Source organism: Brevibacillus sp. FW306-2-1A-C05A (assembly GCF_058781555.1).
This window is the reverse complement of sequence record NZ_JBYSWV010000072.1, coordinates 1-15,086: the sequence shown is the minus strand read 5'-3', so window position 1 is coordinate 15,086 and position 15,086 is coordinate 1. Positions and strand designations below refer to the sequence as shown.

Here is a 15,086-nt window from a genome sequence, read left to right as displayed (position 1 = left end):
AATAATAACAGAACTAAAATACTTAATACCACGGATACATTCAAATTAAATCCCTCCTCGATAATGACGAGTTTTAACTTAATTACAGCCGTAGAAACCATAAAGTCTCTTGAGAAAGTGCCGATAGTTTACAAGCGTAACTAGAGAAGGATAACTCCTTCTCTAGTTACTCCAAAGTTAATATTAGTAAGCATTTTCCAAGATCGAGTACGCATTAGCCATTGCTTCATGAGCAGTAGTACTTTGACTGTATATTTCGCGAGCAGTAATTGCAGCAGCACCACCAGCAGAAATTGTTCCGATTACTGTTTCTACAGTAAGAACAGCTACACCTAGTTCAGCAAGTAATGTTGAACCAAGTGTAATTAGAGATGATCTACAACTGCTAACAGTGTTTGCATATGCCTTAAAGTCGGAAACCTTATAATTTCCTTTTGTGTACCATGTAAGTTGTTTACCAATTCCTTTGTCAAGCCAGAAATCAGCATCGGGATACGATCGTAAAACATAATAGTCTTTATTTATTTCATTATAAGATGTAAGCCAAGATAGCCCGCCAGATTGCGCCTTTGAGCTTACTTTATTTATGAGCGGTTTACTCAATTCTTCTTTAGATAATTTTTTTCCATTAATAAAATATTCACCATTAGGAGTTATTTTAATAGTATCGACACTCTTCTTTGTTTTGTTATTTTGATTATTACCACTGATAGTAACAGTTTTACTTAGAGTAACTATTTTAGTTCCATCAGAAAGTTCTTTAGTATTGCTAGAAACACTAGTTTTTATCTCCCCAACAGGAAACCCTGTATCAATGTCATAAATTTTCTGAGAAAAAGTGTGATTATTTGTTGCGGCAGAAGCTGCTATCACATTGTTATTTGGAAGTGAAATCACTCCTAAAGATAGCAGAGTGGCTAGAGCTGTTGTTAAGATTCTTTTTTTCATTTGTAAATATCCACCTTTCATGTAAATAACTTCATTTACATGAGGTATAATATACCTAAAATAATTACTTGTCAACATTTTCCTTTTATTTTACAAATGAGAAATATTATTCAATTAAAACTAAGCCCCCCAGTAAAGGCAGACTTTACCTCAATTCAAAGAAATCCTGCAGTGAGTTGGCCGCGACATGAGCTTCCGCTTATACCTGCTTGTCCGAGCCATATATACTGCCCCCAAGTCATCGATTCCCTTTCATCAATTTGGTTATTAACAGACTTTTCAGCCCTCTGTAGATTAGCATCCTGGCGTCATTCGTTTCCGAGCCCGTCATTAATGTTAACCGAATGACCAGCAAGCTCCTGCCTGTTCTTGTATGGCGAAGTCATCGCATACAGTATTAGAGTCTAACAAAATACAACTTTGGTTTTAGATACGTTGAATCATTGCCTGTAATGACGAACTGCATTTTGCACAGAAATTAAGGCTTCGTTTATACATCTAATGCGTATCAACAAGCCGTAAAGTAAAAGGGCATTACCATGAGCATTTCCCGTAAAGGTACACCTGCTGATAATGCCTTGATCGAATCGTCTCATTCCACGCTAAAGTCTGAAACATTTTATCTCAAAGATATTCCTGTTACGAAGTCGGCCATCGTTGCACAGATTGTCCAAGACTACATTCATGACTATAACTCATTTGGCATTTTTTTATAGGAAAGGAAACAACACAACCAGTCACCGTTTCCATATCGGCAACTGGCTGCTTCATGACAAAGTGGCTACTGCTGCACACCAAGCTCCGCTGCCAAAACCAGAAACATCGCATGCGACCAAAGAAGCGGCACGGCTGGTTTGCCTTCTTTTTCGACCCACGACTCGTAATGCCCAGGCGACAGCAAATGCTCCTGCACTTGCTCCGGAAAGCCGCCCGGCTGGCGTTGGGAAGCGATCCATCCGAGCATCTTCTCTGCTTCCTCGCGCCTACCCGTCTGCACGTAATACCAGCCCAACCAGGCCGTTAACAGCAGCCACTGTCCCCCGCCGTAATACGTATCAGTCGGGTACCGATGCACGCCATAGCCTGCGCGCAGCTCTTTTTCGATAGCTTGCACCGTTTTTTGCATGAGCGGATCATTCGCCGGGACCACCCCGTACGGCAAAGCCAGCCAGAGCAGACTGGCATCCACCGCCTGATCGCCCACTGATTTGATAAATCGCCCGTCGGCTGTGCCATGCTCCCGTATGAACTGGCGAATCGTCTCGCCTAGCCGCGCCAGCTCGGCAGCGCGCTCGGGCAAACAAGGCTCCATCGCTTTGATCCCGGCATAAATCGCGCCCAGCGTTACCGGGTGGATTCGCTCTCCGCCCTCTTCCCAGCAATCAAAGTTAGGGAGCTGCCAGCACGCTGTGACATAATCAATGGTCAGCTCAATCGAAGGCTTCAGTTGTTGGATCAAATCATGCTCCCCGGTCATCCGCACATGCTCCGCCAGCCCCCACAGCCATGTCCCGTAGCCATCGAGCTGAAAGTTGCCCCATTCGCCTGCCACTTCTTCTCCGTCTGCTGTAAAGCGCGTATGCAAAAAGCGGTCCTTGCCCGCATCTGCTCCTGTTTTCGCTGCTGCAATGGCCGCTCTTGCCTTTGCCTCATGCTTTCGGATCACAAAATCGCACCATCGGTAAAACTTGCGGGCGCTCTCATGCTCGCCGATCCGATTCATCGCGTATGCCGTAAACGTTCCATCCCGCAACCACGCATATTGATAGTGAGCAAAACCGGGCGAAGCGAGATACGCTCCGGTGCTCGCCTGGTGCTGCAAGATCAACTGGACACTTTCCCCGATCAGCGTCATGTTTATCCCTCCTTCTGGGACAAGCCGACTTCGTGCCAAACGCAGTTGCTCTTCGTCGTCTCGCTATGCTGTGATAGCATATGCGCCTGGCAACCATCCTGCCCCATTTTGCCCTGCCTAAAAGGAAAACCCGCCGGATGCCCATATCCAGCAGGTTTTTGTCTGTGTGCCTGTTCGTTTTATGACGGTACATCCGTATTTTCGGATTTCAGGTAATGTTGCAGTTCCTCATAAAAGGTCGGGTTGCAGGCCATCACGCTGCTTTTTTGGTCGTAGGGCAACGGTGTGCCCGTCATTGTCGTCACCCGGCCGCCTGCTTCTTCCACGATGATTCGCCCGGCCCCAAAATCCCACGCGTTGAGCGAAAGGCTCACGTACCCATCCAGTCTTCCGGCCGCAACGTACGCCATCTCCAGCGCGGCACTGCCCAGAAGACGCATTCCGCGCACTTTTCCGGCGAGCTTTTTCACGATCAAATCAATGCCCATCTGCTCAGCGCGCTTGTTCCAAAAAACGCTCGTGCACAACAGCGCTTCTTCCAGGCTGACTGCGCGGTCCAGACGAAGCGGGCGGTCGTTCAAATACGCTCCCTCGCCTTTTACGGCGTAAAACAGCTCGTCGCGCGAAGGATCGTAAACCACGCCGACAAGGCCCTCTCCCTTATGATAAACGGCAATGGAAACGGAAAAATTGATCTGCTGATGCACAAAGTTGGTCGTACCATCAATCGGGTCAATGACCCACAGCGTCTCGTACTTGGCAGGGTCTTCCGCAAAGGTGCGCTCTTCCCCCAAAATCCCGTGATCCGGAAACCGCTGCAAAATCATGTTGACGACATGCTTCTCCACTTCTTTATCTACGGCCGTGACAAGATCGGAGGCAGACGTCTTATATTCGACGGTAAAAGGCTCCTTCATTCGTTTCAGACTCAGCTCACCCGCTGAACGGGCGCATTGCAGAGCCAGCTCTTTTAGCGCCGCCAGAGTTGATGCTTGCACGCATATCGCCACCTAAAACTTGACTTTCTTTTTAGTGTACCATACTTTACCTGCGGTTACACCACACGCAAAGCAAGCGGATTGCCTGAATTGCCATCTGGAAAATACTGTAACGCTTTTGCCGAAAATTCGTCCCAGAAATAACACCGTCAAGAGGGATTTTCCGAGGAAACGAGTCATGCTCCGGCTGCCCGTGCCTTTTCTCGTTTTGCTTTTTCTGGAAAAAACACCTGTCCAGGCAGAAACTGTGCAGCTTGCTACCGCCTACAGCGATATGGAACAGCCGATGCGGCGCAATAGCCTGGCTGCCCGAACGCGCCCTCTGCGCCTTGCTCCCCCGTGAAAAAGGGTGCCCGCCCGTCAGCTAATGACAGTCGAGGCACCCTTTGTTGTTGAGCGAACTAGCAGCAGCGCGTCACTCCGCCTTTTTCAAACCGTTCGCGCAGGGCGTACATGTAATACTCGCGCTCGGTCATCGGAAAAATGCCTGGAGCGCCGTGCGTTTCGTACCAATGCTGGAGGTAGCGATCGTAGTCCGGCATGCCGAAAACCGTTTTGATCGCCGAGCTGACCCGCCGCAGCGCCTTACGCATCTCTCTCAGCTTTCGTTTCATGCGACATAGTGTCCTTTTCCGTCAATCACAGGCCCTTTGGACTGGATGTACGGCGACTCGTACAGCGGATACTGCTTGCCGCGCAGGATGTTGATCCACACGCGCGCCCCGTCGAGGATAATGCCGATCGTGATGACCATGAAGATCGCGCACACCGCTGCGTCAATCTGGTCGTTCAGAATCATTTTTTGCGCGGCCTCAATCGTTTTTACGCCGTTCGGCAGCGTTCCGGCATCCAGTGCCTTTTGGAATGCTTCCGCATGGGCGAGGAAGCCGATTTTCGGATCAGCATGGAACAGCTTTTGCCAGCCTGCTGTCAGCGTAGCCGTTGTCAGCCAAGCCATCGGAACGAGCGTGACCCACGAATAGGCCGCCTTGCCCATTTTGAAAATCAAGGTCGTGCCGACCGTAAAGGCAATCGCAGCAAGCATCTGGTTGGCGATTCCGAACAGCGGCCACAAGGTGTAGATGCCGCCGAGCGGGTCCATCACGCCTTGCAGCAGGAAGTAGCCCCACCCGAACGTGATGATCGCCGAGCCGATCAGGTTCCCTGGCAGCCAGTTGACCTGCTTCATTTTCGGGATGACGTTGCCGAGCATGTCTTGCACCATGAAGCGCCCTACGCGGGTTCCCGCATCAATCGTGGTCAAGATGAAAACAGCTTCAAACAAAATCGCGAAGTGGTACCAGAACGCCATCAGCGCTTTTCCGCCCAAAATGCCGGAGAAGATCGTCGCCATCCCGATCGCCAGCGACGGAGCGCCGCCTGTCCGGGAGAGAACGGTCTTTTCCTGGATGTCGTTGGCGAGCGTCGTCAACTGGTCAGGCGTGACGGTAAAGCCCCAGCCGGTAATGGTCGAAGCGGCTGCCGCAGCGTCCACGCCGATAACGGCCGCCGGAGAGTTGATCGCAAAGTAAACGCCAGGCGTCAGAACACACGCTGCAATCATCGCCATGATCGCCACGCCGGACTCCATCAGCATCCCGCCGTAGCCGATCAGCGGCGCATGCGATTCTTTGGCGATCATCTTCGGCGTCGTACCGGACGAGACGAGCGCGTGGAAACCGGATACCGCCCCGCAGGCAATCGTAATGAACAAGAACGGGAACAAGTTGCCCGCAAACACAGGACCCGTCCCATCAATGAACTTGGTCAGAGCAGGCATGTGCAGCGGTGGCAGCGTCAGCACGATTCCTACGGCCAGCACGGCAATCGTTCCGACCTTCAAAAACGAACTGAGGTAATCGCGCGGCGCCAAAAGCAGCCAGACAGGCAAAACCGAAGCGATAAAGCCGTAAATGATAATCATCCACGCGAGTTGCACCTTGCTGAACGTAAAAGCAGGGCCCCACGTTGGCGAAGCCGCGACAAGCTGTCCCAGCCAGAGGGAGAAGAACAAGAGCGCCAGACCGATCAGCGAGCCTTCCATTACCCGGCCTGGGCGAATGTAGCGCATGTACAGCCCCATCAACACAGCGATCGGCAGCGTCATGAAAATCGTAAAGGTAGCCCACGGAGACTCCGCGAGAGCGTTTACAACGACCATCGCCAAAACAGCAATCAAAATGACCATAATCGCAATGATTCCGACCAAGGCGAGCACGCCGCCAACCGGACCGATCTCTTCTTTGGCGATCTGTCCCAGCGTTTTCCCGTTGCGGCGCATGGAGCCGAACAAAATGACGAAATCCTGCACCGCTCCGCCGATCACGACCCCGACGATAATCCAGATCGTCCCCGGCAAATACCCCATCTGGGCCGCCAAGGTCGGGCCTACCAGCGGCCCCGCTCCGGCAATCGCGGCGAAGTGATGCCCGAACAAAATCCATTTGTTCGTCGGTACAAAGTCTTTTCCGTCGTTGTTTACTTCTGCAGGTGTGGCCCGATTGTCATCAAGCCCCATAATTTTTCTGGCAATAAAACGGCTGTAAAAACGGTAAGCAACGGCATAAGTGCAAAATGCAGCAGTCAGCAACCAGAACGAGTTGACTGACTCTCCGCGACTGAGTGCGATGATCCCAAAGCCAACCGCACCCAAAGCGGCAATCCCGCCCCAAATCAGGAGGGAGAGAAGCCATTTTTTCATTCGATCCGCCTCCTTTTCTCTTTCTTTTAATAATTAAAAATTCAGGCAATTCATCTTACCACAAGGTATCACGAAGGAGGGCATGGCCTAAACAAAAAATGGCTGAACGGTACAAAAACAAGCACGAGATGCAACATAACTGCTTGAGTGAAAACGCATACAATTACGGAAACCTTTCTCCCTCTGATTCGTAATAAAGGTAGGAAAGAGATTTAGCCGGATCGAGACGTTGATCGGGCTATTCGCGTTGGCTATATCGGGACTAATTTTCTACAAAATCCTTATTTAAAAAGAACAATTATCCAATTATCGCGGAATTTTGTTGAATTTTTTACAATTTGTGCTAAAATCAACAGTAAATATATTGCAATAGAGGTAGCAAAATGGTTATTAACAAAAAAACGATAACTATTTTGGCTACTGCATTTACAACTGTCACAATACTTGCAGTTCCAGTTTATGCAGCTTGGTCAAGTGTCACTGCAGATGCACTAGTTGGCTTTTCAAACTTCTCCAATTACTACAAAGTTAATATAACCTCAAAGATAACCGCTTCTGGTTCAAGAGCCAGTGATGAAGCCATTTATCATCAAATGTGGGTAACGTTAGATGGAGGAAGTTACCTCACTGATGATGCATATGAAGCAAAAAGTCCTTCTGAACTAAAATGGACAAGTGGTAAAGAAGGAGATCCAGCTACTTGGGGAGTAAGCAATGCTGGTGAAATATTCATAGGTGGGGCTCCTAGTGGCATCAAAGATAGAGACAGCCACTCTAAAACCCATCCTGGAATGTAAATTTAAGGAAGAATCTTGAAATGAAAAAAGTAATGGTTACCCTTGCTGTAACAATGTGTGCCGCTTCACTCTTTTATGGATACACAAACATTTACGCAAAAGACTCGTTAAAAATAGAGCAGGAATATGAAATTTATGCCAAAAATGAAGTACAAAAAAAATTATCAGAAACATATGATGATGCAATTAAAACATTTAAAATCAACCAATCCGACTACACATACTACAGCCTTCATGAAACAGACTATGGATTAGGAAAAGATGAATCCACTACACTTTTTATGATAATATTTAATGACGTCTTAAAGAAACAAAAACAGGGAGACTTTGAGCCGGGGCTATTCCTGAAAAAAGACTTGTCTGAGGCTATTGTTCTTTATAAATCACTAGACAGAGGAACTAACCACCTTTACGTGTATAAACGAGATAAGGATCAATGGACACTGGTAAAAGAGGACAACCAAAAGGGCAAGAAAGCTGAAAAAGTACAGTATAAGAGTCTTAAGGAATTTGAAGCGGATACAACATCTAAATAGGTCCCGATAATGTGCATTATGTAACAATATAGATATAATAAAGCCCCGAGTCAATCGGGGCTTTGTTATTGTCCAGATGTTTTTGTTCTGTTGAAGAATTGCGGCTAACTCATTGTATTTTTCAATAAGCGAGAAAAATTCATGCGGTTCACAATCAACGCTGTTCAGATAATTATTTGCATCGTTATCGGACCATTCTGTGTCATCCTCGTCCTGGGGTTCAATTGTTTTCGTTGAGAAAACGAGAAAACTCTAGTCAAGGAATGCTCTGTCCAGATCAGCAATAGCAGCCTTAAGGATTCTTTGGCAAAGTGTATAATCTTCGATCTTTACGGCCTCCTCAATAGACTACAGTATTAAACCAAAGTTTCCACAAGAATGATGAACCTGAAGGGAGATTCGCGACGCTATGAAATACAGCCAAAAAGAAATCGAAATGATCGAGAGAACGGTCAAAAGCATCAAAGTTTTTTCCATCTGCACTGTGTTCGTGGTGATTGGTCTGTTCGCCTTGAAATACTTTATCGGGTAGCGTGATTGCTTTTCAACTGCCTCTCTTCCATTTTTGCGAAGAGAGGCAGTTGCGGACCACCACTCCTGTAACCGCTCCCAAAGCCAAAAGCCCGTCAACCAGCACGTATCCTAGTGCGGGAGACGGGTTTTTGGCATCGGCAAAAAGCTTCCGGCTGGGACTGTGGCAACGCATGCTCGGCGCAAACGGGAAAATATCCGCCCCGGCTAAAAGCCCAGCCGCTTTTTCAACTCCTTCACCACATTGCGGCTGACGGGCACCTCTGTCTTGCGGCTGTCTTGCATCACAAGATGAATCGAGCCTTTGAACCACGGAACCAGCTCAGCCGTTTTTGCCAAATTGACGATAAACGCCCGGTGCGTCCGGAAAAACTGCTGGCGCGACAGGCGGCTCTCCAGCTCCTGCAGCGTAAAGCTGGTGGCGTACTGCTCGCAGTCGGTGTAAATGCTTGCGTAACGTCCTTCCAAGGTGGCGAAGACGATTTCGTTCGGGTCGATCAGTATGATTTTTCCGTTTTTTTCCACAGGTACACGCCGCGGCTGCTGATCGGCCAGGACGGTTTGCAGCAGGCTTTGCAGTTGTTCCTCGGAAAAGCGCGCTGGCTCGGCCCGCGTTTTTTGCGCGTGCAGCATCTTACGGACGCGATTCATCGTCTTTTCCAGCCGCGTCTCGCTAAACGGCTTGACGATGTAATCGACGGCTTCTGTTTCAAAAGCGCGAACCGCATGGATTTCATAGGCGCTCGCGAAAATGATGACCGGCGGACGCACCATCGACTCCAGAAGCTCCTGACCCACGTCGACGCCATCCCGATCTTGCAGGTGGATGTCCAAGAAGACCGCATCCGGCTCCAACTGCATGACGGCTTCGATCGCCTCTTCCCCGCTGGCCGCTTCCCCGATTACCGACACATCGGGAAACTGCGCAAGCAAATAGCGCAGTTCCTCCCGCGCCGGTGCCTCGTCATCCACGATGAACACTTTTAGCACTGCTACTCACTCCTATTGGCAATTGTATCGTACACGTCGTCCCTTTCCCCGCGCTGCTTTCGATGACGATTCCATAAGGCTCGCCGTAGATCGAGGCGAGCCTGTTTTTCACGTTGGACAGGCCGATTCCCGACAGACGGCGCCGATCGCTTTTTTGCGTCTGGGCGAGCAAAAACGGGTCTGTGTCCATCCCGACCCCGTCGTCCGCCACGGTCAGTTCGAGCGTATCGTGCTGGACTCTTCTCGCCCGAATCTTGACCGTGCCTCCCTCGCGCTTAGGGAGCAGCCCGTGCTTGACCGCGTTTTCCACAAGCGGCTGAAGAATCAGACCAGGTACCGTGTACCGTTCCACCCCGGCCTCAATGTCGTATTCCACATGCAGCTTTTCGCCAAAGCGCGCCCGTTCGATCGCCAAATACGCCTCGATGTGCTCCAGCTCTCCGGCCAGGCTGACATAGCCGCTGGAGTCGTGTAAGTTGCGGCGAAAATACTCGCCGAGATGAATCAGCAGCTCGCGCGCCTGCTCCGGCCGGAAGCGGATGAAAGACACAATCGTATTGAGCGCATTGAACAAAAAATGCGGGTTGATCTGCGCGTGCAGCGCTTTGATCTCCGCGTCCGCGAGCAGCCGCGACTGCTTTTCCAGCTCGGCCAGCTCCAGTTGGGTAGAAATCAGGTTGCCCAAGCCGCGCACCAGCTCCAGATCGACCGCCGAGAGCATGCGCGAGCGATCCTGGTACAGTTTGAGCACGCCCGCGACCTCCCGCCTGCGCATCAGCGGGACGATAATCGCATAGCGCAAGGAGCAGCTCGTCTCCATGCAACCGATCTCCTCTTTTGTCCGGGCGATCATCAGCTTTTTGCTTTCCAGCACTTCCTTGGTCGCCTTGGTAGAGATGCCTTCTCCCACCACGTGGTGCGACGAGCCTGCGCCGACATGGGCAAGCACGCAGCGCGTATCGGTAATCGCGACGGCGGCTACCCGCGTCGTGCGCAAAATTTCCTCCGCCACCTTTTTCGCCGATTCATAGGTCAAGCCTTCGCGCAAATAGGACAGCGTTTTATCCGCGACCTGCATAGTCCGCTGCGCCTGGAGTGCGCCGATCCGGTCTTCTTCTTTTTTCACCAGGTCAATAATGATAATCAGGATGGCGATGCCGAGCGAGTTGACGACAGACATCGGGATGCTGATCGATTGCACGAGTGCAAGCGCGTCCTCGTACGGCCGGGCCACGAGCAAAATAATCCCCATCTGCATCCATTCCGCCAAAAAGCCTACGACCAGCGCGGTAGTCCAGCCGATCTCCTGATTGCGGTTGCGGCGAAACTGGTAAATCAGTCCGGCCATGACCCCTTCGCTGATCGTGGAGATCGTGCAGGCCAGGTCGGTGAAGCCGCCAAGCGAATAGCGGTGTATGCCAGCGACAAGGCCCGTCATCAGCCCGACCCATGGGCCTGCGAGCAATCCGGCTACTACCGTGCCGATGACGCGGGAATTGGCGATCGCGTCCTGGTACCAGATGCCGTTGTACGTCCCGAGAATCGAAATCGCGGAAAAGATGAGCACCATCACGGCCTTTTCCCGCCAGGTCGCCTGCTGGTTCAAGATGCTGCGGAAAGCCCGCACCCGCGTAAACAGCAAAGCGGCTACGATCAAAACAGCCGTCCGCTCCGCCAGTGGTATCATCAAAGACATGTTCATCGGCTCACCCTCTTCGCACACTTCCAGGCCCGCTCGAAAATCCGGCAAGCGGCTGCCCTTTGCTCCATTATCTCCAGCGGGCGAAGAAGCGGTCAAGCGAATTGTCAGAGTAGGCAGAACAGGAAAATTTGTCTGAGGGCACGCAAGCCTCCCTGTCGCGAAAAGCAACCGTCCCAAAAGCCGAGCATCGCGGGCGCAAACGCACAGATTTTCCGGCGGCATGCACGCTTGCTTCTGCTTGTTCGCCCTCCCTCACGCAAAAAAGCCGCCTGTTGCACGTTCGGCGCACAACAGACGGCTTTTCCAGTTTCCAGATGATGCGTGTAAACGAAGCGTTACAGGTTGCCGCGGCGCTCCTGCTCGCGCTCCAGCGCCTCGAACAGCGCCTTGAAGTTGCCGTTGCCGAAGCCGCGTGCCCCTTTGCGCTGGATGATTTCGATAAACAGCGTCGGACGGTCCACAATCGGCTTGCTGAACAGTTGCAGCAGGTAGCCTTCATCGTCGCGGTCTACCAGGACACCCAGCTTTTTCAGCGCTTCGATATCCTCGTCGATTTCGCCTACGCGCTCCTTCAAGTCTTCGTAGTACGTGTCCGGCACGGTGAGGAAGTCTACGCCGTTTTCACGCAGCTTCGAGACGGTTTGGATGATATCGTTGGTCAAGATCGCGATGTGCTGCACGCCTGGACCTTTGTAAAACTCCAGAAACTCCTGGATTTGCGACTTGCGGCGGCCTTCCGCCGGCTCGTTGATCGGGAACTTGATGCGGCCTGTACCGTTTTGCATCACTTTGGACATAAGCGCCGAATACTCGGTGGAAATGTCGTCCTCGCTGAAGTTTTGCACCGCCGTGAAGCCCATGACCCGCTGGTAATAACCTACCCATTCGTCCATAACTTCCACGTTTCCGACGACGTGGTCGATTCCGATCAGTCCGGTGCTCTCGGCTTTTACCGAAGACTCGAAGGCGGTATAGCCGGGCAGGAACGGGCCGTTGTAGTTTTTCCGTTCGATGAAGGAGTGAATGTTTTCGCCGTATGTGCCGATTACCGCTTTTTTCACGGTACCAAATTCGTCCGTGTATTCGGTCGGCTCCATGATCGGAATCGCGCCGCGGGATACAGCCTCGCGGTACGCTTGCTCACAGTCGTCCACGCGCAGGGCGACGTCTTTCACTCCATCGCCGTGCTTTTTCACAAATTCGGCGATAGGGTGGTCAGGCGTCAGAGCGCCGCTGATGACAAAAGTCATGTGCTTTTGCTTCAACACGTAGGACACTTTTTCGCGCGAGCCTGTTTCCAGCCCGGCATACGCGACTGGCTCAAAGCCGAACGCCTTGGTGAAGTAATGCATCGCCTGCTTGGCGTTTCCTACGTAAAACTCCAGATAGTCCCAGTCCTGAATCGGAAAAAAATCGGTGTTGCTCATTTGCCTACCCCTCCGCTTTCCTTCTTTTTCAATTATTATTACTTTTTGGTTTATTGGGATTATTTTGTCGTTATCTTGAGATTACATTGGAAGCGCTTCCTCGCGCAAGAACACGGAATAACGCGAAAACGCTCAAACGCTTTCACCGATTAAAGTACGCATTCGAGCGCCCGCTTGGTACAATAAAGGCAGCGCAAATCCGAGCAGGAGGTGGGAAGGTTGTCAAGTCAATGGAGTCAAGAAGCAGCCAGGCAGTGGGATTCGTTTGCCGCCGACTGGCACAAACGCAGTGAGCAGATGTGGGAAAAAGGCAGCCGCAGCACGATCCTCCCGTTTTTCATGCGGCACGTCGCCCCCGGACGGGGACCGATTCTGGACGCTGGCTGCGGGGATGGCTATGCAAGCTGCAAGCTGGCCGGGCACGGCTATACAGTGGAGGGGGTCGACATTGCCGGGGAAATGATTCGTCTCGCCGAGGAACGGAAAAAGCATTTCCCGGAAAATGTTCAGTTTCAGACAGCAGATATCAGCAAGCTGCCGTTTGCAGATGGTACGTTTGCAGGTGTGATGTCCATTAACGTGGTGGAATTTACGCCCGCCCCCTTGAAAGCTTTGCTGGAGCTGCGCCGCGTACTCGCGCCGGGAGGCATTCTCGTCATCGGCATTTTGGGTCCGACAGCAGGACCTCGCGCCCACAGCTATCGGCGGCTGTACGAGGAAAACACGATTCAAAACACGATGATGCCTTGGGAGGCGAAGCAGCTTGCCGCAGAAAACGGCTTCGCGCTGCTCGCGGAGGAGCCGGTGTACAAGGAAGGCATCACACCGGATATCGCGGGGCGCTTGAGCGTGGAGCTGCGGGAGGCGGTCAGCTTTTTGACCTTGTTCGCCCTGCAAAAGCCAAAGCAAAGCGACTGATCCCCTCCACGTATCAGTGTACCATCCAAGCCAATATGCTTGGGCTTTTTTCACTGTCTACTCAAAGGGGATAATATCAGACCGAGCGATCCAGCAGCCTTTTCTTTTTATCTGTAAGCGACGTTGTTTTTTTGCATCCAGGCCAGCTTGCTCGCTGTAAGCCGGGCAATCGTCGGCTCCTCTGTTCCGTGGAGCAGACGGTACAGCCGCTGGGTTTCGACCAGATCGTTGTAGGTCAGGTACGGGTAGTCCGCTCTCCCGAATGTGCCGTCGGGAAAATAGGCGTAGTGCAAATCGCCGTTTGCCAACAGCCAGCGGGTGCCCAGATTGACAACTCCCGCGAGCATCAGGTCTGCCAGGTCTTTGTCGGTCGGATCGCCAAATTGCAGGTAGCTGCTGTACAGAAAATTGATTTCAGCCAACTGGTGGTTGAGCGAGACATGCGTCTGGGCGGCGGGATTTTTCGCAGAAGCGTAATCGGCAACGAGCCAGCCCGACTGAATCCCATTCACGACATAATGGTTGCTCGCCGCATGCCTTTGAAAATACGCCCCGTATTTTTGCGCCGCCTGGCAAAACGACTCTTCCGCGTACTGGACGCATCCGCGCAGCATCAAGTCCGCTGCTCCCGTGTTAAAGCGCGTATCGTAAAAGCCGTCCGGAATCCCGTAGTCCTCGCTCAGCCACAGCGAACGGGGAAGCGTCTTCCAGTACCCCTCCGGCTCCTGCTGGAGCAAGCTTGTTTTCAACATCACATATCCCATGTTGCGCGCTGCCCTGCTGCCTCCCGTGTACAAAAAGGAGCGCAAGACGTAATTTTCGGGAATCCGCCAATAGGCGTTCGCGGAAGTAGGCTCGTAGGTCGAAGGACTTTTGTAGTAGTAGCCGTCATACAGCCACTTTGCGTTTTGCGTGACATCGAGCGCAAGCCAGATTTGGTCAATCGCTTGCTCGCCCCACGGCACGAGCGGTTCCCTCGATTCCAGCGCCCACATCTCGCTCATATAGCCCGCCTTGATCGGCAGCCTGATTTCCAGCACGACGCCGTTTGCGCTTTGTTTGACCTGGATCGGCAGCGCCAGCTCGGGATGCTCTTCAATCGTGCCTCGGCCCTTGTCGACGTAGACGATCGGCATGCCGAGCCAAATGTATCGTCCCTCTGTTTCGACGAACCCGGCAGCAAGCGGGAGCATCTTGACCTGATCCAGCGTCACGGCTTGCCAAAATGGCTGCTTCGATTCGTTGTACGCCCTGTAGCGGAACATCATGTTTTGGCTGTTGCCCTGAATCGGTACGGTGATAACGTATGGCTTCGCATTTTTCTTGCCGCTAATTTGCTGGCTCCAGTACACATCTCCGTCGCCAAACACAAACTCTCGCTTTTTGTGCGTGGCGCCGTTTGGCTTGCTGGTCGTTTCTTTTTCGGCGGGCTTTTGCCAGAGCGGCACAGTAGCGGAAGCTGAGACAGAAGCCGGGCCGGGAATAAAGGTGCATACGGCGATGGCCGTCATCAAAAGGAGCAAAACGCTGATTTTTCTGACCATGTCATCCCCCTGTCCTGAAGAAAAATTCCTCCATTTCACTTGTTTGAATACAGTAAACTTTTGATTCATCACCATAACCCGTGCTAGACATTGAAAAAACGTAGATGTTCCTCTATCGTGAAAGTTGTCCTGACCATCA

The 15,086-nt window shown here is 51.6% G+C and carries 14 protein-coding genes and 1 pseudogene; 6 read left to right on the top strand and 9 right to left on the bottom strand.

The features are described 5' to 3' along the window. Window positions 1–183: 183 nt before the first annotated feature. A complete protein-coding gene (locus AC3WJN_RS24400; RefSeq protein ID WP_005830335.1) occupies window positions 184–948 on the bottom strand; it encodes a hypothetical protein in 765 nt (254 codons plus the stop codon). Window positions 949–1,302: 354 nt separating this feature from the next. Between AC3WJN_RS24400 and AC3WJN_RS24395 the strand changes: the two are divergent. Beyond that, window positions 1,303–1,664 (top strand): annotated as a pseudogene (locus tag AC3WJN_RS24395) (integrase core domain-containing protein); the annotation flags it as partial. A gap of 65 nt (window positions 1,665–1,729) precedes the next feature. Here the strand turns inward: AC3WJN_RS24395 and AC3WJN_RS24390 are convergent. Further along, entirely contained in the window at window positions 1,730–2,803 is a 1,074-nt protein-coding gene (locus AC3WJN_RS24390; protein WP_007778949.1) for a glycoside hydrolase family 15 protein, read from the bottom strand. 179 nt (window positions 2,804–2,982) lie between these two features. Then, window positions 2,983–3,801, bottom strand: coding sequence for an inositol monophosphatase family protein (locus AC3WJN_RS24385; RefSeq protein WP_007778946.1), 819 nt, complete (start codon window positions 3,799–3,801; stop codon window positions 2,983–2,985). 178 nt (window positions 3,802–3,979) lie between these two features. On the opposite strand from AC3WJN_RS24385, the gene AC3WJN_RS24380 reads away from it, so the two are divergent. After that, window positions 3,980–4,144 carry a hypothetical protein gene (locus AC3WJN_RS24380; protein WP_007778940.1) on the top strand — a complete coding sequence of 55 codons (165 nt, stop codon included), beginning with the start codon at window positions 3,980–3,982 and terminating at the stop codon, window positions 4,142–4,144. Between the two features lie 58 nt (window positions 4,145–4,202). On the opposite strand, the gene AC3WJN_RS24375 is transcribed toward AC3WJN_RS24380, so the two are convergent. Together AC3WJN_RS24375 and AC3WJN_RS24370 are read right to left on the bottom strand one after the other, a co-directional pair. Continuing rightward, on the bottom strand, window positions 4,203–4,415 hold the full coding sequence (locus tag AC3WJN_RS24375) for a CstA-like transporter-associated (seleno)protein (RefSeq protein WP_005830341.1): 213 nt from the start codon (window positions 4,413–4,415) through the stop codon (window positions 4,203–4,205). Then, window positions 4,412–6,502 (bottom strand): carbon starvation CstA family protein, encoded by a 2,091-nt coding sequence (locus tag AC3WJN_RS24370; protein WP_005830343.1) that lies wholly within the window; start codon window positions 6,500–6,502, stop codon window positions 4,412–4,414. The genes AC3WJN_RS24375 and AC3WJN_RS24370 overlap by 4 nt, the downstream gene beginning before the upstream one ends. A 383-nt stretch (window positions 6,503–6,885) precedes the next feature. On the opposite strand from AC3WJN_RS24370, the gene AC3WJN_RS24365 reads away from it, so the two are divergent. From AC3WJN_RS24365 to AC3WJN_RS24355, 3 genes are all read left to right on the top strand, one after another. Further along, window positions 6,886–7,299, top strand: a complete 414-nt coding sequence (locus tag AC3WJN_RS24365; protein ID WP_157179502.1) for a hypothetical protein — start codon at window positions 6,886–6,888, stop codon at window positions 7,297–7,299. Window positions 7,300–7,319: 20 nt separating this feature from the next. After that, a complete protein-coding gene (locus AC3WJN_RS24360) occupies window positions 7,320–7,835 on the top strand; it encodes a hypothetical protein (RefSeq protein ID WP_007778935.1) in 516 nt (171 codons plus the stop codon). Between the two features lie 409 nt (window positions 7,836–8,244). Further along, window positions 8,245–8,367 (top strand): hypothetical protein, encoded by a 123-nt coding sequence (locus AC3WJN_RS24355; protein ID WP_007778933.1) that lies wholly within the window; start codon window positions 8,245–8,247, stop codon window positions 8,365–8,367. Between the two features lie 206 nt (window positions 8,368–8,573). Here the strand turns inward: AC3WJN_RS24355 and AC3WJN_RS24350 are convergent, their stop codons facing one another. The 3 genes from AC3WJN_RS24350 to hppD form a co-directional block, all read right to left on the bottom strand. Continuing rightward, window positions 8,574–9,356, bottom strand: a complete 783-nt coding sequence (locus AC3WJN_RS24350) for a LytR/AlgR family response regulator transcription factor (RefSeq protein WP_005830346.1) — start codon at window positions 9,354–9,356, stop codon at window positions 8,574–8,576. Next, window positions 9,331–11,058, bottom strand: coding sequence for a sensor histidine kinase (locus AC3WJN_RS24345; RefSeq protein ID WP_007778928.1), 1,728 nt, complete (start codon window positions 11,056–11,058; stop codon window positions 9,331–9,333). The genes AC3WJN_RS24350 and AC3WJN_RS24345 overlap by 26 nt, the downstream gene beginning before the upstream one ends. 335 nt (window positions 11,059–11,393) lie before the next feature. After that, window positions 11,394–12,485: a 4-hydroxyphenylpyruvate dioxygenase gene (gene hppD, locus AC3WJN_RS24340; protein ID WP_007778924.1), complete on the bottom strand. Its 1,092-nt coding sequence runs from the start codon at window positions 12,483–12,485 to the stop codon at window positions 11,394–11,396. Window positions 12,486–12,704: 219 nt separating this feature from the next. Here hppD and AC3WJN_RS24335 point away from each other — a divergent pair, with 219 nt between their 5' ends. Then, entirely contained in the window at window positions 12,705–13,403 is a 699-nt protein-coding gene (locus AC3WJN_RS24335; protein ID WP_005835218.1) for a class I SAM-dependent methyltransferase, read from the top strand. A 107-nt stretch (window positions 13,404–13,510) separates the two neighbouring features. Here AC3WJN_RS24335 and AC3WJN_RS24330 read toward each other — a convergent pair whose 3' ends face one another. Continuing rightward, entirely contained in the window at window positions 13,511–14,947 is a 1,437-nt protein-coding gene (locus tag AC3WJN_RS24330; protein ID WP_007778921.1) for a hypothetical protein, read from the bottom strand. Window positions 14,948–15,086 lie beyond the last annotated feature (139 nt).